We start from the raw sequence: 19,619 nt of genomic DNA, 5'->3' as shown, positions 1-19,619 counted from the left end.
GGTGGAGATAGATAGATTCTGGATTGATTCACTTAATAACAACCTCCTTATCCATGTCATTTTTACTTACTTATTGAGAATTCTCGCAGGGCATCCAACAGCTTTTTTATATGGTGGTATTTGGTCAATGACCGTTGAACCTGCTCCAATAATTGACCAGTGCCCAACTTTAATACCTGGAATTATAGTTGCAGAAGCTCCAACATGTACACCTTCACCCAATGACACATTTCCTGTTAACGTTGCATTTGGTGATACATGTGTATAATTGTTAATCGTATTATCATGTTCAATGATAGCACCCGTATTGATAATACAATGTACCCCAATTTTTGCATTTGCGTTAATTACCGCCTTAGGCATAATAACCGTTCCATTACCTATATTAGCCGATGGGCTTACTATCGCTGAGGGATGTATCACTGATAGGTATCTTTCTATACTTATATTTATTGATTTAGAGATTTGATTTCTACTATTATTATCTCCAATACCTATTACAACCTTTGTACGATCATCTTGTAATCTATTAAGATATGATATAGGTGCATAAACTATACCATTTTCTATCATTTGCTCATTACATTTATCATCAAGTATTGCAATAATTTTATAATCTAATATCGTTAACATTTCTTGTATTACTTTACTATGTCCGCCATTTCCTATAACAATTACGTTCATGCTACATCACTTCATTTGATCCATTAAATTTTTCCATTGTTACCTGCCCTTGTTGAGAAATTCCTTCTTTTTTTGTAACCTTTATAGCTGTTAATGTTAAGATTTTTAAGTCTAAAAGTAGACTTTGGTTCTTAACATACCATATGTCCAAATTAAACTTCTCCTCCCATGTAATTGCATTCCTTCCGTTTACCTGAGCCCATCCGGTTATCCCAGGTTTAACATTGTGACGTTTCATTTGGTCCTCCGTATAAAGTGGCAAATATTCCATTAAAAATGGTCTAGGACCTACTAAGCTCATTTCTCCTTTTACTACATTAAGTAGCTGTGGAAACTCGTCTAAACTATATTTTCTTAGCAACTTACCAAACGATGTTAAACGTAATTCATCCGACAAGGGATTCCCTTGACTATCTCTTAAATCTTTCATGGTGCGAAATTTATAAAGATAAAAGGGCTCTCCATTTAATCCAGGTCTTTCTTGGGTAAAAAGAATTGGTGATCCCATTTTAAACCTTACTAATATGGCTAAAATAATTATTAAAGGGGATAATAATAATAAGGCAACTAAAGAAATAGTTAAATCTATTACTCGTTTCATAAGCCTTTACTCCTTATATTCTATTTAGAATTAATTGTATTAGTCTTACAAATTCCCTCAATAGATTGAATCATCTCTTTTACAAAATCTTTTGTTTTTATTTCAATATTCTCATTACCTTTTTTATAATGCATTTTTAGTATCTCCAATAGCTGTAATTGTGTTAAATTTAGTGTTTTCAAGGTTACACCTCACTTACCGCTATTGCATTTACTAGTTTTTCATGTTTAATATTACCGTTATTTTTAGTTTCTATTTGATAACCATTTGGGTTATTTTTCTGCCATCTCCAAGTATCTTCGCACATTTCTTCTATACTTCGACTAGCTTGCCAACCTAATTCCTTTTGTGCCTTAGTAACATCAGCAAAACAGATTGCAGCATCACCTTGACGTCTTTCTTTCACTTCATAAGGAACTTTTCGATTGGTTGCATCTTCAAATGCTTTCACTACCTCTAATACACTATATCCTCTACCTGTTCCAAGATTATAAGCATCTATGCCATGACTTTCCTGTACTCTTTCTAAGGCTCTCAGGTGTCCAATCGCTAGGTCCACAACATGTATATAATCTCTTATACCTGTTCCATCTATAGTAGGATAGTCGTTTCCAAACACACTTAAAATTGGTAATTTTCCAACAGCTACTTGTGATATATACGGCATAAGGTTATTTGGAATTCCTTTTGGATCTTCACCAATAAGTCCACTTTCATGAGCTCCGATTGGATTGAAATATCTTAATAAAGCAATACTCCAAGATGGATCAGAATGAGCTAAATCTCTTAATATTTCCTCAATCATTAGTTTCGTACGACCATATGGATTTACTGCCCCTAATTGGCTTTCTTCAATAATGGGAACTTGGTCTGTCGATCCATAAACTGTAGCAGACGAGCTAAATACAAGCTTTTTCACTTCATACTTCTTCATTATTTCACAAAGTATAAGAGTCCCGGTTATATTGTTATGGTAGTATTCAATTGGATACATCGTTGACTCACCAACTGCTTTATATCCAGCAAAATGGATTACTGAGTCAATATTATGATTAGTAAATACTTCTTCAAGATCATCTTTATTTAATAAATCGGTATTATAGTATTCAAATGATTTTCCAGTAATTTCAGCAACCCTTCTCAAGGCCTCTGGTTTACTGTTTGAAAAATTATCTATGACAATAATTTCATAACCTTTATTAATCAGTTCAACGCAAGTATGACTCCCAATATAACCTGCTCCTCCAGTAACAAGTACAGCCATTTCTTATTTCCTCACTTTCCTAATTAAATAAAAAAAGTAACTTTGGTCTTTACCAGAGTTACTTTTTTCAATTTAAGTAATTACTTTCATAGATAATATTTAAGCTGACTACGCTTTCGTAATAATAATATATAAAATAAAAAACGATTATTCCGTAGTAAATTAGTTTCTGATCTTTATCTTTAAATAACTTAATAATCCATGAGATTAAGATTAGTTGATACAGACTAAAATAAATAGAAAATCTTGCAAATATCCAGTTTTGAGTCGCTATTATCATAAAAATAAATCCGAGCAATGTCATATTTACAACTATATCGCTCTTTGGGAAAATTTCTCTTAAATAATCTCTGCCTAAATATGCTATAAGAAGAGGTACCGCATTCACAACCACTCTTATTGAACTAGCTCCACCCTCATTAAAGTTTTGATATCCTCCATATTGGGTTTCTTGTATTGCTGAGAATAATATTGAAGAAAATTGACTATAGCCAATTACAATTACAATTGACAAAAGTACTAAAGCAATTGTTATTTTCGACCATGCTTTAAAACGAACTATAAAATAAATTGGTATGAGGATCAATGCACTTTGATGAAATAATGAAGCTAGAAGAATTATGGGAATATACTTTTTCCAACTTCCCTCCATTAGAAACTTTATCCCTGTAAAGGCAATTGACGCTGCAAGAACTTGCCTAATACCATTCATTGATACTAGGAAAAGCCCACCAGTAATATAAACATACATACTGATTTCAAAAATTCTTGAATAATTGTACAAAACTGCAACAATCAATATATTGGTAATCATAGCTGTAATAAAAATCATAATCTGTGGATCATCTGAATAATGTTTTAAAACCATTTGAAATATACCAAATCCAATATCTTTTTGGCTTAATACGTAATCCCAAGTAAAATCGTACATTTTATAAATATGAGCATAAAAATATGTATCGCCAATATTTGATCTTAACCCTGAGATCAACACAAGTGACAATAGTGCACCAAATACTAATATCTTATTGGGTCTAATACTAACTGGCGTATATTTTAACTCATAAGAGAAATTTGGAATTGCAGCATACCTTGCAAAAAATGAAAAAACAAATACTAAAGCAAGATTAATCCATAAAGGAGTCATATTATATTTTTCCTTCCAGAAGAAAAACAATTTCAACTAAAAGTAGATAAATTATATAGTCTTTGTTTTTCTTATAATATAAAAATACAATGATATTCCTAAAGGTATAGCCAATATCGTTAAAATTTTCTTGGGTGTCTCTTTTAGGAAATTTTTATTTCTACTTATGAAACTACTAGATACATAGTGGATAGCTTGTCTAAATTTGAATGTGATACTAGCAAATGGTAATTTCATCATTTCCTTTCTATAAAAAGCAAATCCATTGGGATTTTTTTTATACTGATTTAACATATTATGCGAAGAACCATCCAGAAGATATTCAACGCAACACAGTACCTCATTCATTAATAACATTTCGTACTGTTTATCAAGCATATGATATTTGTACGCTAGCCCAACGTACCTCTCGTTTTCAAATAGTGGGTATGGAAATAACTTTGTTAGCTCAGTGCGATAAACTAGTTTTTTATCTCCTGTTACCCTATGTTTATTATATAAATCAAATAATCTTGATTGCTTCAAATTAACGGGCAATTTTGTACCAATCACTTTACCATCTGTATAAGAATCTAAACCTATGATTCCACTTACATTTTCATTACCATATTGATTCCAAAAACAAATAATTTTTTCTACTGCATCTAAGGGCATATAATCATCTGAATCAATGCACACATTTAATTCTGTATTAATTTGCTCGTAAGCAGTGTTATGAGCACCATGCATTCCCTGATTTTCTTGCCAAAAATACTTTATTTCAATTTCATTTTCTTCCATCCACCCTTCGACTAATGCTTTTGTTTCGTCAGATGAACCATCGTCAATTATTAACCAAATAAATTCTTTACAAGTTTGATTCTTTAAGCTCTCGTAACAGTTATGAAGGCAATATGCTCGATTGTAAGTTGGAGTAAATACAGTTAATTTCTTCATATCCTACCTCCCTAACGAGATATATGTCTTTTGCGTAATCTCCGCTGTTTTTCGAATATCATAACCTTTTTGGTACAAAGCACTTTCTGCATTTTTCCTAGGATAATTTTTTTGTGCCTCTTCTAAGATTTTCTCAATCCATCTTTCTTTATCAGATAAAGAGCAATACTGTACTAAGCCGATTTCCATATCTACTTCCTTTGTAATAGAATCTGAGATAATACATGTTAAACTGGCACCTTGTGCTTCAATTAAAGTTACAGGTAAGCCTTCATGCAAAGATGGAAATACAAATACGTCCATTGCCTGTAGAACTAAATGAATATCCTCTCTTATTCCGAGTAACTTTACGTTTTTCTCTATTTCTAGTTCTTTTATTTTAGCTTCAATTTTTGTTTGAAGTGCCCCACCACCGACCAAGATTAGAACTGCATTGGGCATCTTTTTTAATAGTCCAGCAAAAATCTCTAATAAGAAAAGATGATTTTTTTGATGGTTAAACCTTCCAATGTGACCAACTACAAATGATTTTTTAGCAATATTTAACTCTTCTCTAATTTTTTCTCTTGACTGCAGTGAAAAAAGAAACTTATCACTTTCAATTCCATTTTTTAGTAGGAGTGATTCATTTGTTCGTTTAGAAAACAACCACTTACTCGCAGCCTCCGAACAAGCAAATAAATGTGTGGCATTAGGTGTAATTTGTTTACCCGCATACCATTTATATAATTGTGAAGCGAACCCACCTTCACTTTTTGTATTATGACTATGTGCAATTCGCACAGGAATATTAGCTTTCTTTGCTGCTCTTAAAACTAGTCCACTCATTTTATCCATATGAGAATGAACTATTTTATAATTAGGATTTAACCTGAAAAATTTATCTAATTTTCTTATATAACCTAAGTGGCCAACATCAGTTACATAAGGGATCCGATGAATCTTTCCTCCCATAGCAACTATTTCAGCATCAAATACTCCTTCTTTACACGTTAAAAAGTCGAATTGTACTTTAGATCGATCAATATTACGATACAAGTTCATAATCAGTGTTTCAGCACCACCCCGGTTCATATTAACGACCGAGTGTAAAACTCTTAAAGGGTTGCCCACGTAATATCCTCCGTTTCATTCATATACCTTTTATACACCTTACTTTTTTTCTCAATTACTTTATCAATACTGTATTTGCTCAAAATTATTTTTCTACTATTAATTCCTAGCCTTTCTTTAAGACCTTCACTTTTCACTAGATGTTTTAATTTCTTAGCAAAATCAGTTTCGCCATCACTCTTTACTAACCACCCATTATTATCATCCATAACAAGCTCTCGATGGCCTCTATTATCAACTGCGATTATTGGTAAACCACAGGCCATGGCTTCCATGATATTGACTGGTAACCCTTCACGTAAGCTTGATCCAACCGCAACATCGCACATTGGAACAATTTCTTTAATATCTTTTCTAAAACCTAAAAAGTTTACCATATGCGAAATTTCTAATTTCTTTGCTAATTGCTTACATTCATTAAGTAAAACTCCTTCACCAGCAAGTAAAAGCTTTACATTCGGCAGATCCTCTTTAATTAAAGCTAATGAATTCAGTAAAAATTTTTGGTTTTTATTTTTATTAAATTCAGCTGCATAAAAAAGTAAAAAGTCATCTGGTTGATATCCAAATGACTCTTTCAGTGCTTTTTTATTCAATTCATCGATTGGTTTAAAATCTTCCGTATTTACTCCAACACCGTGTATATACTCGATTCTTTTGACTTTTAACTTATTTTTAGATAGTTCATAGTCTTCATTATTAATTGTTATTAAACAATCAGTTAGATGTGCCATGAATTTTTCAATGGGATAATATAATAACCAGTTAAGTAAAGGAGCACCTTTACAAAAATGGAAACCATGAGCAGTATAAATAACTTTCGTTCCATTAATCCTAGATTTTCGCGCAGCAAGGCGGGTAAGAATACCTCCCATTGGAGTATGACAATGTATGATTTCGTAATTATTCTGCTCAATAATGTTTTTTAGATCTTTTAAAGCCTTAATATTTTTAAATTTAAAAGGTGATCTTTGAATTGATACATTAAATTTTTTGTCTACGTATGGGATGTGGATTTCTCCATTTGCAGCTATATGTACTTCCCAGCCGTTTTCCTTGAACCATTTTATATATGGCATATGAAATGCTGTAAAATGATAATCTACAGTTGCACAAAAAAGTACTTTTTTAGCCATTTCTTTCACCTATTAATATCATTTTCGAATTATTTTGTTTATTAATTAATTAATTCTTTTTTCATTAATTCTGTTAAATAATCTAGAACACTATTTCTTAAATCCTCTCGGTTAAGAGCAAACTCAAGTGTTGTTTTAATAAATCCTAATTTCTCTCCTACATCATAACGTGTTCCTTCGAACTCATAAGCATAAACTGCTTCATACTTGTTAAGTTCCGCAATTGCGTCAGTCAGTTGTATTTCATTCCCTGCTCCTGGCTTCTGGCTACTTAAAATTTCAAATATTCTAGGGGTTAGTATATAGCGACCTAATATAGCTAAGTTTGAAGGTGCGTCATCTTGATTTGGTTTTTCTACTAAATTATGAACATTGTAAAACTGATTATCGACTAGACTTCCGTCAACGATTCCATATCTAGAAACCTCGTTTTCATTGACAGTTTGTACACCCAAAATGGAAGCGTTATACCGATTATACTGATCAATCATTTGCATTAAACATGATCTATCAGCTTTAACGATATCGTCCCCCAATAATACTGCAAATGGTTCATCACCTATAAATTTACGTGCACACCAAATTGCATGCCCTAAACCTTTTGGCTCTTTTTGACGAATATAATGAATATCTACCATCTTTGATGATTTCTGAACTTCACTTAATAATTCAAATTTACCTTTTTCTAACAAGTTTTGTTCCAATTCAAATGAATGATCAAAATGATCTTCAATTGCTCTTTTTCCTTTACCAGTAACGATAATAATATCTTCAATTCCTGATTCTATTGCCTCTTCTACAATATATTGAATTGTAGGTTTATCAACAATTGGCAGCATTTCTTTAGGCATAGCTTTTGTTGCTGGAAGAAATCTGGTACCTAAACCTGCAGCTGGAATAATCGCTTTTTTTATTTTCATTTCTTGCCCCCCTTTTTGAATTAATAATTTATATTACCGGACTTTGTTGAGTGACCATGCGGTTATTTGCTAGGTTTATTATTCTTTCTTTCAGAGTATTTTGATCCAATGTTTGATAGTTATTAATGATTTCGTCAATCTCATTTATGTATAAGTTAGTTGATTTTCCGATATAAATCTTTGGATAAATTTGTTCATCATGTACTTCGTCTTCCTTTAATAGTTCCTCAAATAATTTCTCTCCAGGTCTCATACCTGTGTATTCAATTCCAATTTCATCAACTGAGTTACCAGATAATAGTATTAAGTTTTTCGCAAGATCTACTATTTTTACCGGTTCACCCATATCTAACACAAATATCTCGCCACCCTTTGCAAGAGCGCCAGCTTGTATGACTAATCTCGATGCTTCCGGAATTGTCATAAAGTAACGTACCATTTCAGGATCAGTAACCGTTACTGGTCCACCTTTTTCAATTTGTTTCTTAAATAACGGAATCACACTACCTCGGCTACCCAACACGTTACCAAATCTTACTGCCACAAATTTTGTGTTACTATTTTTATCCATATCTTGAATTACCATCTCTGCAAGTTTTTTTGTAGCCCCCATTACACTTGTAGGATTAACTGCCTTATCAGTTGAAATCATGACAAAGGTTTCAACACTATGCCAACTAGCTGCTTTAGCAACATTCATTGTTCCGATCACATTATTTTTAAAAGCTTCTTCAGGATTTCGTTCCATTAAAGGTACATGTTTATGCGCCGCAGCATGATAGACAACGTTTGGATTATATCGATCCATAACATCCATCATTTTCTTTGTATCCTGTAAATCAGCAATTTCAGTAATAAACTCAATCGGCGAGTTTTTAAATCGTTCTTTTAATTCCATTTCAATTGTATAGATGCTATTTTCACCATGACCTAGTAGGATTAGCTTTTTGGGATTAAATTCTGAAATTTGACGCGAAATTTCAGAACCAATCGATCCACCCGCACCTGTAACTAGAACTACTTTATTCGAAATTGAATCCGATATACTTTCAATATCCATCATGACTGGATCTCTACCAAGTAAGTCTTCAACTTGCACATCACGAAAATGATTTACAGAAACTTTCCCAGTTATGATATCTTCTATCATTGGAAGTATCTTTGTACTGGCCTTAGTTTTTGAACATTCTTGAAAGATTATATTTAATTCTTTTTTACTTAATGAAGGTATTGAAATGATTATATTTTCAATAGAAAGTTTACTTACTAAGCTTACTATTTGATCTACTCCCCCTAAAACAGGAATTCCTAAGATATCTAGATGATGTTTCTTTTTATTATCATCGATAAACGCAACCGGAAGAAGATCTGTATCATTATTTTTTAATAATTGCCTTGCAACCATTGTTCCCGCAGATCCTGCACCTACAATTAATGTTCTTTTTTTATTATCAGTCCTCTTAGCAATGGAGTCACGATATAGCCTCCAAGTAAACCTTGACCCACCAATTAATAAAATATGTAGAAGCCAAGTTACAGAATAAAGTCTAAAACTTACTTTTTGCATGAAAATTAAATGAATAATCATCGAGCTCACAATAGAATAGTTAACAACTTTAAAAATAATCAAAAGTTCACCTATACTAGCGTATTCCCATGCTTTCTTATATAACTTGAATAGAATAGAATAAGTATAATGGCTTGCTAAAATTATGAGAGAACTAATAATCATTGAGAATGAGACAACATAAATAGTTCCCTCTACTAAAAATCTACTAATAAAAATTGCTGACAGAACGATGCATGAATCGATTAAAATGAATAAAGATAGTCTTTGCCTATAAGTCACTTACCTACACCTTCCTTGTCCCCATTTAATTAAAGATCTATTTTTCTACAAATCTATTGTGCAATCCAAATACTTCTTAATCTCCACTAGTTGATCTAAGGTTTGCATCCTGATGTATAAACAAATTGTATCTTTGACACTTTAGGTGGACCATACTAAGTTTTTATCATATAGACATCTCCATCCCGTTTTGTGTTAAAGTATTTATGTTAATGCTTTTTAAAAAAAACACTAAAATAAATACTTTATAAATAAATCGGGCATCTAACCCACCCTCACACCACACTCTTGACGACTCGCGTCTAAGGTTATTTCAACCCACAGCATGATCGAGTGCCTACATTTGATAATGGCAAGTAGACATCACCGTTAGTTCTTAATAAAGAACAAAAAGCTAAGAATACCACATTTCTGATATCCTTAACATAATTACTAATAATGTTTTTTATATTTCATTAAAGATTGCCCCAACTAAATTTCCATGGGCAAGGTCGATTACTCTTCTTGCTTCTATTAGATTATCAGTTTCAGTTCTTCCACGATTAACAACTAGAACAACTCCATCACAATGATTTGCTAACACCCTAGACTCGGTGAATTCCAAGATTGAGGGAGAGTCGATTAAAACAATATCATAAGTATTAACTAGTATTTTTAATAAATCTTCTACAATTTCATTAGCTAATATCTCAACAGGATTAAATGAAACTGTGCCACTAGTTAAAATATCTAAATTCCCGATACCTGATTGAACTACCGCTTCCTCAAGGTTTACTTGTTTTGTTAGTACATTTGTTAAACCAATGTTATTTTCTATTTTAAAAATTTTATGTATATTCGAATCTCTTAAATTGGCATCAATTAAGAGCACCTTTTCCTTTTGCTGTGCCATAGAGACGGCTAAATTTGCTGTTATTGTCGATTTCCCCTCCCCGTTTTCTGGCGAAGTAATAAGTATGTTACGTTTTTTCTTCTCTTCCGTTAAAAAATTTATATTCGTACGAATCATACGGAATTGGTCTGAGATCATCGAATCTGGGTGAGTAAATGTGATTAGAAATCTTTTTTTTACATTTTTTTTATATCTTTTTTTAAAAAGCATTTGTTTCACCCTTTGAAATTGTAGTTTTATATTTTTTTCTCTCACGCAATAACTTTTTCTTGTTCATATTTGATACTAAACCAATAACTGGAACATCTAATATTTCTTCAATTTCACTTTCTCTTCTAACAGTTTCGTCTAAGGAATCAAATAAAAAAGCTATTCCAACTCCTAAGATAATACCGATAACAATCGTATACTTTATAATATTATGTTGTTGTCCATTTATGAGAATAACATTTTCTTCAGCTTCTGGAATCAATTGGACTTTGTCAAATTTTAAAAAATCAGCCATCTGATTTTTTGATGCAATAGCTGTTTTATTTACAATCTCAGTAGCCATTTGGGGATTGGGATCATCTACTGTTATCTCAAAAACTTTTGATTCATCTATTCTAGCAAAATTAATTTGATTGATTAATTCATCAGTCGTTCTATTTAAACTTAATTCATTTTTAACTTTTTCAATAGTCATAGGTGATTTAATCATAACTGTTAGAGTTTTTAAGTTTTCATTATCAGCATCAATTAATATTTGTCTAGATGCTCTATAAATCGGTACATCTTGCTTGAAAAATTCATTATATATTAAGCCCATAATTGACGTTAGTACAGTAACAGCTAAGATTAACCAGATTCTTCTCTTTATTACCTCGAAGTACTCTTTTAAATCAATCTCTTTCCTTTTTACATTTTTTATTAAAGCATTTTGTTTATTTAACCCCATTACTGCCTCCTCAATTTTTAAAGAAATAACTGAACAGTACTAAAGCACTAGTAATTCTATATAACGAACAAACACTTAAAAAAATAAAATCTTCTTTTTCTCTAAAACGAACTCAAAACTACTGAAAATAAGTATTATGAAACCATTTTAATTCTTTATAAAGAACAAGTCAACGATAGTTATCCTTTATTGTAAAATAATTTTAAATTTTAAAAAAATAATAAGATTTATTAAAGTGTAAATTATACTTAAAAGTTTAAATTAGTAAGCACAAATACTCATCTTTTAATTAATTTTCCATTTTATAGAACAATTCTTCATTACAAATCCTTTATTTCTTATTAATAAATGTATGTAACACTATTTGAGATTTTTCAAGTTAGGTCAAATTTTAATTTTTTTCCTTCCACTTTTTCTATTAGTCTTTTATAAATTATTATTAAGAAGGTCAATTACTGTAAATAATTTGTTATATTTCACCAATTTTGGGGGATTCTACTCATATCCTACATTGAAAGGAAGCTATTATATGGAACAAACTCTTTATGAAAAATATGGCGGAGAAGAAACAGTTGGAAAAGTAGTTGATTATTTTTATGATGAATTAGTACTAAAAGATGAAACAGTTAATCATTTCTTTGATAAAACGGATATGGACAAGCAACGCCGTCATCAAACGAAATTTATTAGCTTTGCTTTAGGTGGACCAAATAAATATACTGGTAAATCTATGTCAAAAGCCCATGAAGGAATGAATATTCAACCTGAACATTTTAATGCAATTGCTACCCATCTCCATGATGCTTTAGCTCACTTTGGGGTAAGCGAGGCAGATATTGATCAAGCCTTAACGAAGGTCGAATCACTTAGAGATGACATACAATATAAATAATAACTTCATTAAAAAAGCTACTACTTTTACAGGTAGTAGCTTTCTAATTGTTCATTTTTATTTCCAAAACGCACCCTCAAACTCAACCAAATCGTGATATGGGTACAAAGGTTTCAATAATCTTGCTTTTGTCCATAAATCTGTTGTTTTTTCTAAAGCCGTTAAAGACGTTTTGTAATTCTCATCAACTGTAATATATTTTACATTACCTAGATGCTGGAGTGAGTACCCAGTAATTTGTTTAAAGAAAGTTTTATTGGCGTAGTCCAGTGGATCACCCTTTACAATGTAGTTTGTAAATAGTGGTTTAAACGTTTTTTGGACCTTTTGTGACTTTGCATGAAGTTTTTTCGAACCATCATCTAAAAGTACACCTAATGAGTTAAAAGTAACGCCCTGTACAAATAGATGATTTTTCAATTTTTTATCATTTTTCAGCTGATAACCTACAAATTGAGCTAAATAACCTCCAAAGGAATGTCCAGTAACATATACACTTGAATGGTTGTTCTCTTTTTTAGTTAATATTGATGTAACCCAATCATATGCTTGCTGAGCTTGTTGGTCTACGACAATTGGTGAACCATTCTCTGGGGTCTCAAATTCAACTAATTTTTGATAAATATCTTGTAAATTGATTTTCTTTAATCCACTAAATGCAAATAGTAAACTATTATTTTTATTGTTTTTTAATGCTATTGCTGAAAATCCAATATTACCTGATGTAATAGAAACAAGTCGATATTCGCTAAGATTCTCATGGACTTGAGTAAGTAATGGATCTACAATCCCTTTATGTTCTCTTAAACTTTTGCCTATTTCTTTATTTAGAAATGCTTCATAAGATAGCTCGGATGCCGCTAGTAATACGCCAACTGGAAGTTTCTCTAGCTCTCTTTGCTCTTGTTGGCTACATCCGGTGGTCGTTGTAAAAAAAGTAAGTACTGTAACGATAAAAATAACTACACGAAAATTCATTAGTAACCTAACCTCCTTTCGACAGTCTCTTTCTTATATTATGTCCACGACCATCTGACATGTTCATCTTATCCCCAAAAAAGTAAAAAAATATACATAAAAATTATTGACAGGTTTATTTTATAGATGATATCATATAAATTTTGATATTTCATTTTTTAATGTTATACTTAAGTTATAAGAATTTTCGGAGGTGGGTACATTGTTCAAAATTGGCGATCAAATTATTTACCCAATGCAGGGAGCTGCAGTAATTGATTCCATCGAAGAGAAAGTTATACAAGGTGTAACACAACAGTACTACATAATCAACATACCATCCAGCAATTTAAAGTTGATGGTCCCTCAAGGTAAAGTGTCAAATACGAAAATTCGTTTAGTTGAAGACAAAGAACATTTAAATAATGTTTTAGATGACTTCTCAAATGGTCTTCCCGACGATTCCTTATCGTGGAAACAAAAATATGATTTAAATATGAAAAAATTAAAGTCTGGCGAATTGCTCGCTGGTGCTCAAGTTGTACGTGATTTAACACTACAAAGTAGGGAAAAACCTTTAAATCCAAGTGAAAGAGAAATGCTAGACACGGCCAAACGCATGTTTGTTGGTGAACTTAGCTTAATTAAAGGCATTTCGCAGCTTGAAGCAACTGAATTAATCGATTCTGCATTAAAATAAAGATTTACTTAGAAAAGGAGCTTAACTTTAAGCTCTTTTTTTATTGGTTTTTAAACTTAACAGTAACTTTCCCTGGATACTTAGAGGGAGAAGATTGATTCTATCCCATTATAATAAAAAATTGGAAGAATTTTTCATATTTGACAGTTTTATTTACAGCTTTGAACATTTTATTTTTTAGTCGAATTCGTTTCCACTTTACATCTCCAAACAAATAAAAAAAAGACTGCTAACAAAAATGCTAGCAGCCTTTTATTTCACTAAAGAAGTGAAAATTATAATTTAACTACGTTTTCAGCTTGAGCGCCACGGTTACCTTGAGTGATCTCAAAGCTTACTTTTTGGCCTTCTTCAAGAGATTTGAAACCTTCGCCTTGGATAGCTGAGAAATGTACGAATACATCGTCTCCACCTTCAACAGCGATGAATCCGAAACCTTTTTCTGCATTAAACCATTTAACTGTACCTGTGTTCATTGTACGAACCTCCATTTATACCTGTTTTTTTACACTTAATGAGTATTGTTAAGAAAAAATACACACATTAGAACAGGATGAAAATTCGTCCCTTTTAACACATGAATTGAATTAACCAATTTCTTATTAAGTATGTACCTATGGTAACATAAAATGAAATGAAAAACAAATTGTGCACGAAGAATAATTAAATTTTATAAGTTTTATTAAAAAATGACCTTATTTTTTACTGTCGTTAGAGGTTTAAACCAACCGATCATTCTTCTCCTAATACTACTAAAGTAACTATTTTGTAAGGTGTTTTTGCTGCAATATACCTGTCTTTAATCCACCGTGTCCTCCTTTTACGGGAGTGAACAAGCTATATTTCTTTTATTTGATCATTTTGTAGCAATTGCTTTACACTTTCCCCCATCCATATTACTTTATTTAATTTAAATAGGTATGTTTTCATAGAATTTAGTTGAAACTATGAGGATTTTACATATTAGAGCGATTTATTTTTTGAATTTATTCAGTTCGTTGGTTTTTATTTGAGATTCCTAGACCCCTTGCTTTTAATTTTTATTCCTATAATAGTATTAACAATCTATATCAACTTTTACTTTTTCCCTTTTCGGCTATGTGTATCGTATTTGTTTGGGGTATAATTACCAATAAAGAATGTTTCGAGTAAGGAGGCATCGAATGCTTCAGCGTGATTTAAGTAAAGATATTATTTATGAACTTTCATATTCACTTTTTTCAAAGCTTTCTCCTCAAAATACGAGGGACGCCGAGCTTGTTGATACTGGCCTGCAGTTGTATCGTTTAGGTCAAGTATACAATGTGTCGGTACGTGAAGGCCGACTAGTTGGTGTTGTTGAAGAAGGTGATCAAATCCATTTACCAATTCTACATATTGAAAATCATGATCAAAATGGATGTGATTGCTACGAAGCTCCTCCGTGTCAACACCAAATTGCACTACTTTGCTATGCTGCCGCTTCGTTTTCTTTAGTCGGAGATATTATGAGGAAGTTTAAACAGTCTTCTTTAAAAAGAATCCCAAATATCATGACTGGACGCCAACTATTGGATCAAATGAGTATGCTTGAGCAGGATCGACCTAAAGAGACAGTTGCGTTGTTTGAGCAAAAGTATAAGGAATATATCGAACAGCAAAGAACCTCATTTTACCAAGATGTTTATTTTGTTTATCCATTATATGAACGGTTTTATCATGGATTATTGAATCAACAACCTCGTCAAGAAAAGGAAAAACTGCAATACCAGTTACTTGCATCAATTTTTACAATGAATAAAATGGTCGGTCAAATCGAAATTCAAAGTACAGTTTACGACAATGCGCATTTACCTCGCGAAATGACAATGTTAGAAAATCAAATTGATGCAGTAAGTAGGCAGTTACATAATTTAACTGGGGGTTCTGTTTCTATTCAATACGAAGAGGTTCTTCGTGAGCAGTTGCAAGCTCTTTTACTAGAAAGAAACCTTTGTATAGTTCCTCGATATAACGCTTTTCGTTATGTATATAAAGAGTTATTAAATAATCCAAAGATTTTATATAAGGATTTAGAAACTTTATCAAAGGTTGAAGACAGTTATTATGCAGATTTAGGAAAAGCCCATCTATATTTTTTATTAAAAGAAGATGAAACAATGCTATATTTAATAAAGCAATACAGTAATAATGAACGTACTCTCTATTGCTTTACTTACTGGATAGAAAGTCTTCGAAAAAATAATGAAACAGATCGACTAACATTATTTTTGCCATTATATTACGAAATGCTTTTACACTTTTTAAAAATTGGCGATGATGAATATGCAAAAACTGCTTTCGCGAAACATTTCCTTACTAATTATGAGTACAATAGTTTTTATACGAATGAAACGTCCGGACTAGAGGTAGTTTATCAAGCACTTCTTCCATATAGTGTAATGCAGTATACTGATTATTTAATGCATAATCGAGAATACAAACGATGGGCTGAGCTACAAATGCAATTATATTCTTACAATCCTGATTACATTGATAAACATGACCTTCAGGAAGTACATAAGTACTCACCTCAATCTGTATTACCAATCTATCATCACTTAGTTATTTATTACATTGAGTTAAAAGGCCGAGCAAACTATAAAATAGCTGTTCGATATTTAAAAAAACTAAGAACAAATTATAAAAAATTAAAACGTATGAATGAGTGGGAGTTCTATATACAGTATATTGAATCTCAATTTATTCGTTTACGTGCACTTCAAGAGGAATTAAAGAAAGGAAAATTAGTCAATGAAGCGACTAGCAAATCTTAGTATTGCCGTAAAATGGGTCGAGCGAAAAGGCTTGCTCATTTATGGAATGCAAAGTCACGGTGTCATTTTACCGGTAACAGCATGGAAGCATCTAGTGTTTCAATGGCATGAACCTTCATATTATGGGACATTATTGCAGCCGACCCGAGTCGGTCAGATTGAAGGAATTCTTTTAACTCCAATCGAAGCACTTACTTTTTTTAGAGAACATCAAGAAAACTCATTAGTAGAGATTACTTATTTAGATGAAGCTAATGAGTTTCATTCGGTAATTTCACGATTATATGATGATTTTAATGAGGGACACGTTTCGCCAAGTTTTGCTCATTATCAGTCTGGCGAGGAGTTATGGAAAGTTGATGGATATGAACAATTAGAACCAACTCTACAGGAATTGGTTTCTTCTGCAATTAAACAGCAGTTTGAAATAGAATCATTACAGTCTAAACGATGGGATATTGCTAGGAGCTTGTATCACAATCCAAGTTATATAAAACAACAACTCACACATAGTATTGATGAAGACGATTGGCACGTAAAAATCGGGCTACGAGACGATGACGTTCCATTTTCAATTCGATTAGTACTTGAAGAGCCAATGAGTGAACATGATGATTGGAATTTACGTACCTATTTAATAGACGAACGAAAAACGATAAAACCATATGAATATAACGGACATGAATCATTACATAAAAAGCATTCATCTTATGCTGAGTATTTGGATCGAACATTCCAAGGCGTAGGTTTATTAGCACCAAACTTAATCGATGATGATAAGCCAAAGGAAGTTTTAAGTGAACAGGAAGCTTGGACATTTTTAACGGAAGATAGTGAAAAAGTACTTTCTGCAAATATTCAAGTTCTTTTACCAAGTTGGTGGCAAGCTTTAAAACAAAATAAGATGACCTTAAAAGCAAGTGTAAAAGGTAAGCCTGCCGGAAAATCATTTTTTAATATGGAAACATTAGTTGATTTCAACTGGCGAATATCCACAAATGGAATGGAGCTTTCAGAACAACAATTCCAGCAATTTGTTGAAAATCAAAGACGTTTAATTCAGTTTAACGGTCAGTGGATTGCACTTGACCCTGCTTTTATTGCACGTATGAAGAAAATGATGGCAAAGGCTGAAAAGCAAGGCCTTAGATTTCACGAAGTCCTTCAACATGAGCTACTGCAAGGGACTGAACAACCTGAGGACGATCATTCACCTTTTGCCGAAGTTGAAATTGAAGTAGATGATGTATTCAAAGAACTAACGAAACGATTAACATCCATTTCGGAAGTTCCTAAGCTTAATGTTCCTCATGGTCTGCAAGCAACATTACGAGCATATCAGCAAAAAGGATTCGAATGGTTAGTTCATCTAAAAAATATGGGATTTGGTGCACTACTTGCTGACGATATGGGGCTTGGTAAAACAATTCAATCGATCTCTTATTTGGCTTATCGCAAAGAAAACGAAGAAAAACGAGGGGCGTCATTGATTGTCTGCCCAACTTCTGTGATCAACAACTGGAAACGAGAAATTGAATTATTTTATCCTGATTTAACTGTACACGTTCATTATGGAGGTAACCGTTTAAAAGGTGAGGACTTATTTTCTATGATAAGAGATGTCGATATTGTCATCACTTCCTATGCTTTAAGCGTGTTAGATTATGAAGACCTAGAGCAATATGTTTGGAAAAGTATCGTTCTTGATGAAGCTCAAAACATAAAAAATCCAATGACAAAACAGTCTCGCGCAGTTCGTGGTTTAAAAGCCGAGCACCGCATTGCTCTCACTGGTACTCCAATGGAAAACCGCTTAACTGAGCTTTGGACAATATTTGATTTTATTAATAGAGGATATCTTGGTTCATTAAACCGTTTCGCTAGCAATTATGTAAACCCAATTGAAAAAGACCGAGATGAAGAAAAGATCAATGCTGTCCATCGTTTAATTTCACCATTCTTACTAAGAAGAACAAAGCAAGACGAAGATGTCGCTTTAAATCTTCCACCAAAACAAGAACAAAAGATGCTTTGTCCTTTATCAGTTGAACAAGCTGCATTATACGAACAAGTTGTGCAAGACAGCTTAAAACAAATCGACACATTAACTGGTATCGAACGTCGGGGCCGCATTTTATGGATGCTAAATAAATTAAAACAAATCTGTGATCACCCTTCTTTATTCTTAAAAGAATCACAGCTTGTTGAATTCGAAGAGAGATCAAGCAAAGTTGAGCGCCTATTCGAACTAATTGACCCAATTCTTGAACAAAAAGAAAGCTGTCTAATCTTTACTCAATATGTGAGAATGGGTGATATGCTTAAAGAAGCAATCCAAGCAAAATTTGGAGAAGAGGTATTATTCTTAAATGGTAGTGTGCCTAAAACTGCTAGGGATAATATGATTTCTCGCTTCCAAAACGGCGATGTAAAAGTGTTTATTCTTTCACTCAAAGCTGGTGGAACTGGATTAAACTTAACAGCTGCAAACCACGTAATGCACTTTGATCGTTGGTGGAATCCAGCAGTTGAAAACCAAGCAACTGACCGGGCTTACAGAATCGGGCAAACAAAATTCGTTCAAGTCCATAAATTTGTAACGATTGGAACGCTAGAAGAAAAAATTGATGAAATGCTACAACGGAAACAATCACTTAACGATACAATTATAACGAGCGAACAATGGATTACAGAATTGTCCATGGATGAACTTGTTGAGTTGTTAGGTGTTTAATAGGAAGAAAAACTGGGATTATTATATTGTGATAATCCCAGTTTCAATTTTTACTTAATAAA

The 19,619-nt window shown here is 32.4% G+C and carries 18 protein-coding genes; 4 read left to right on the top strand and 14 right to left on the bottom strand.

All coding sequences use genetic code 11. The features are described from left to right. Window positions 1-66: 66 nt before the first annotated feature. From CN925_RS12300 to CN925_RS12250, 12 genes are all read right to left on the bottom strand, one after another. Window positions 67-684, bottom strand: coding sequence for an acetyltransferase (locus CN925_RS12300; protein ID WP_098846513.1), 618 nt, complete (start codon window positions 682-684; stop codon window positions 67-69). 1 nt (window position 685) lies between these two features. Next, window positions 686-1,285 carry a sugar transferase gene (locus tag CN925_RS12295; protein WP_098846512.1) on the bottom strand — a complete coding sequence of 200 codons (600 nt, stop codon included), beginning with the start codon at window positions 1,283-1,285 and terminating at the stop codon, window positions 686-688. Between the two features lie 20 nt (window positions 1,286-1,305). After that, window positions 1,306-1,467: a YwzD family small protein gene (locus tag CN925_RS21770; RefSeq protein WP_483295193.1), complete on the bottom strand. Its 162-nt coding sequence runs from the start codon at window positions 1,465-1,467 to the stop codon at window positions 1,306-1,308. A gap of 2 nt (window positions 1,468-1,469) precedes the next feature. After that, entirely contained in the window at window positions 1,470-2,549 is a 1,080-nt protein-coding gene (galE, locus tag CN925_RS12290) for a UDP-glucose 4-epimerase GalE (RefSeq protein ID WP_098846511.1), read from the bottom strand. Between the two features lie 67 nt (window positions 2,550-2,616). After that, window positions 2,617-3,696 (bottom strand): EpsG family protein, encoded by a 1,080-nt coding sequence (locus CN925_RS12285; protein ID WP_098846510.1) that lies wholly within the window; start codon window positions 3,694-3,696, stop codon window positions 2,617-2,619. A 51-nt stretch (window positions 3,697-3,747) separates the two neighbouring features. Further along, window positions 3,748-4,632, bottom strand: coding sequence for a glycosyltransferase family 2 protein (locus tag CN925_RS12280; RefSeq protein WP_098846509.1), 885 nt, complete (start codon window positions 4,630-4,632; stop codon window positions 3,748-3,750). Between the two features lie 3 nt (window positions 4,633-4,635). After that, window positions 4,636-5,745, bottom strand: a complete 1,110-nt coding sequence (locus tag CN925_RS12275; RefSeq protein ID WP_098846508.1) for a glycosyltransferase family 1 protein — start codon at window positions 5,743-5,745, stop codon at window positions 4,636-4,638. Further along, window positions 5,730-6,881 (bottom strand): glycosyltransferase family 4 protein, encoded by a 1,152-nt coding sequence (locus tag CN925_RS12270; protein ID WP_098846507.1) that lies wholly within the window; start codon window positions 6,879-6,881, stop codon window positions 5,730-5,732. Before CN925_RS12270 ends, CN925_RS12275 begins: the two co-directional genes overlap by 16 nt. A 41-nt stretch (window positions 6,882-6,922) precedes the next feature. Then, window positions 6,923-7,801, bottom strand: coding sequence for a UTP--glucose-1-phosphate uridylyltransferase GalU (galU, locus tag CN925_RS12265; RefSeq protein WP_098846506.1), 879 nt, complete (start codon window positions 7,799-7,801; stop codon window positions 6,923-6,925). 28 nt (window positions 7,802-7,829) lie between these two features. Next, window positions 7,830-9,650, bottom strand: a complete 1,821-nt coding sequence (locus CN925_RS12260) for a polysaccharide biosynthesis protein (RefSeq protein WP_098846505.1) — start codon at window positions 9,648-9,650, stop codon at window positions 7,830-7,832. A 445-nt stretch (window positions 9,651-10,095) separates the two neighbouring features. Beyond that, window positions 10,096-10,752, bottom strand: coding sequence for a CpsD/CapB family tyrosine-protein kinase (locus CN925_RS12255; protein WP_098846504.1), 657 nt, complete (start codon window positions 10,750-10,752; stop codon window positions 10,096-10,098). Beyond that, window positions 10,742-11,479, bottom strand: coding sequence for a YveK family protein (locus tag CN925_RS12250; RefSeq protein WP_098846503.1), 738 nt, complete (start codon window positions 11,477-11,479; stop codon window positions 10,742-10,744). Before CN925_RS12250 ends, CN925_RS12255 begins: the two co-directional genes overlap by 11 nt. Window positions 11,480-12,008: 529 nt before the next feature. Between CN925_RS12250 and CN925_RS12245 the strand changes: the two genes are divergently transcribed. Continuing rightward, on the top strand, window positions 12,009-12,371 hold the full coding sequence (locus tag CN925_RS12245) for a group I truncated hemoglobin (RefSeq protein ID WP_098846502.1): 363 nt from the start codon (window positions 12,009-12,011) through the stop codon (window positions 12,369-12,371). A gap of 57 nt (window positions 12,372-12,428) precedes the next feature. Here the strand turns inward: CN925_RS12245 and CN925_RS12240 are convergent, their stop codons facing one another. Continuing rightward, window positions 12,429-13,349: a lipase family protein gene (locus CN925_RS12240; RefSeq protein ID WP_098846501.1), complete on the bottom strand. Its 921-nt coding sequence runs from the start codon at window positions 13,347-13,349 to the stop codon at window positions 12,429-12,431. Between the two features lie 193 nt (window positions 13,350-13,542). Here CN925_RS12240 and CN925_RS12235 point away from each other — a divergent pair, with 193 nt between their 5' ends. After that, on the top strand, window positions 13,543-14,028 hold the full coding sequence (locus CN925_RS12235; RefSeq protein WP_286138336.1) for a CarD family transcriptional regulator: 486 nt from the start codon (window positions 13,543-13,545) through the stop codon (window positions 14,026-14,028). A gap of 275 nt (window positions 14,029-14,303) precedes the next feature. Here CN925_RS12235 and CN925_RS12230 read toward each other — a convergent pair whose 3' ends face one another. Continuing rightward, window positions 14,304-14,504: a cold-shock protein gene (locus tag CN925_RS12230; protein WP_056469390.1), complete on the bottom strand. Its 201-nt coding sequence runs from the start codon at window positions 14,502-14,504 to the stop codon at window positions 14,304-14,306. Between the two features lie 687 nt (window positions 14,505-15,191). Between CN925_RS12230 and CN925_RS12225 the strand changes: the two genes are divergently transcribed. Then, window positions 15,192-16,823 (top strand): hypothetical protein, encoded by a 1,632-nt coding sequence (locus tag CN925_RS12225; RefSeq protein WP_098846500.1) that lies wholly within the window; start codon window positions 15,192-15,194, stop codon window positions 16,821-16,823. Further along, complete coding sequence (locus CN925_RS12220) at window positions 16,801-19,557, top strand: DEAD/DEAH box helicase (protein ID WP_098846499.1); 2,757 nt, start codon at window positions 16,801-16,803, stop codon at window positions 19,555-19,557. Before CN925_RS12225 ends, CN925_RS12220 begins: the two co-directional genes overlap by 23 nt. Window positions 19,558-19,619: the final 62 nt, after the last annotated feature.

The sequence above is a fragment of the Bacillus sp. AFS055030 genome (assembly GCF_002574545.1).
In the GTDB taxonomy this organism is placed as follows: Bacteria; Bacillota; Bacilli; order Bacillales; family Bacillaceae_G; genus Gottfriedia.
This window is presented reverse-complemented; position numbering and strand designations above follow the sequence as displayed.

Coding starts and splice junctions, on each gene's coding strand:
- CN925_RS12300 (WP_098846513.1), bottom strand. CDS start 684: ATGAACGTAATTGTTATAGGAAATGGCGGACATAGTAAAGTAATACAA.
- CN925_RS12295 (WP_098846512.1), bottom strand. CDS start 1,285: ATGAAACGAGTAATAGATTTAACTATTTCTTTAGTTGCCTTATTATTA.
- galE (WP_098846511.1), bottom strand. CDS start 2,549: ATGGCTGTACTTGTTACTGGAGGAGCAGGTTATATTGGGAGTCATACT.
- CN925_RS12285 (WP_098846510.1), bottom strand. CDS start 3,696: ATGACTCCTTTATGGATTAATCTTGCTTTAGTATTTGTTTTTTCATTT.
- CN925_RS12280 (WP_098846509.1), bottom strand. CDS start 4,632: ATGAAGAAATTAACTGTATTTACTCCAACTTACAATCGAGCATATTGC.
- CN925_RS12270 (WP_098846507.1), bottom strand. CDS start 6,881: ATGGCTAAAAAAGTACTTTTTTGTGCAACTGTAGATTATCATTTTACA.
- galU (WP_098846506.1), bottom strand. CDS start 7,801: ATGAAAATAAAAAAAGCGATTATTCCAGCTGCAGGTTTAGGTACCAGA.
- CN925_RS12255 (WP_098846504.1), bottom strand. CDS start 10,752: ATGCTTTTTAAAAAAAGATATAAAAAAAATGTAAAAAAAAGATTTCTA.
- CN925_RS12250 (WP_098846503.1), bottom strand. CDS start 11,479: ATGGGGTTAAATAAACAAAATGCTTTAATAAAAAATGTAAAAAGGAAA.
- CN925_RS12245 (WP_098846502.1), top strand. CDS start 12,009: ATGGAACAAACTCTTTATGAAAAATATGGCGGAGAAGAAACAGTTGGA.
- CN925_RS12240 (WP_098846501.1), bottom strand. CDS start 13,349: ATGAATTTTCGTGTAGTTATTTTTATCGTTACAGTACTTACTTTTTTT.
- CN925_RS12230 (WP_056469390.1), bottom strand. CDS start 14,504: ATGAACACAGGTACAGTTAAATGGTTTAATGCAGAAAAAGGTTTCGGA.
- CN925_RS12225 (WP_098846500.1), top strand. CDS start 15,192: ATGCTTCAGCGTGATTTAAGTAAAGATATTATTTATGAACTTTCATAT.
- CN925_RS12220 (WP_098846499.1), top strand. CDS start 16,801: ATGAAGCGACTAGCAAATCTTAGTATTGCCGTAAAATGGGTCGAGCGA.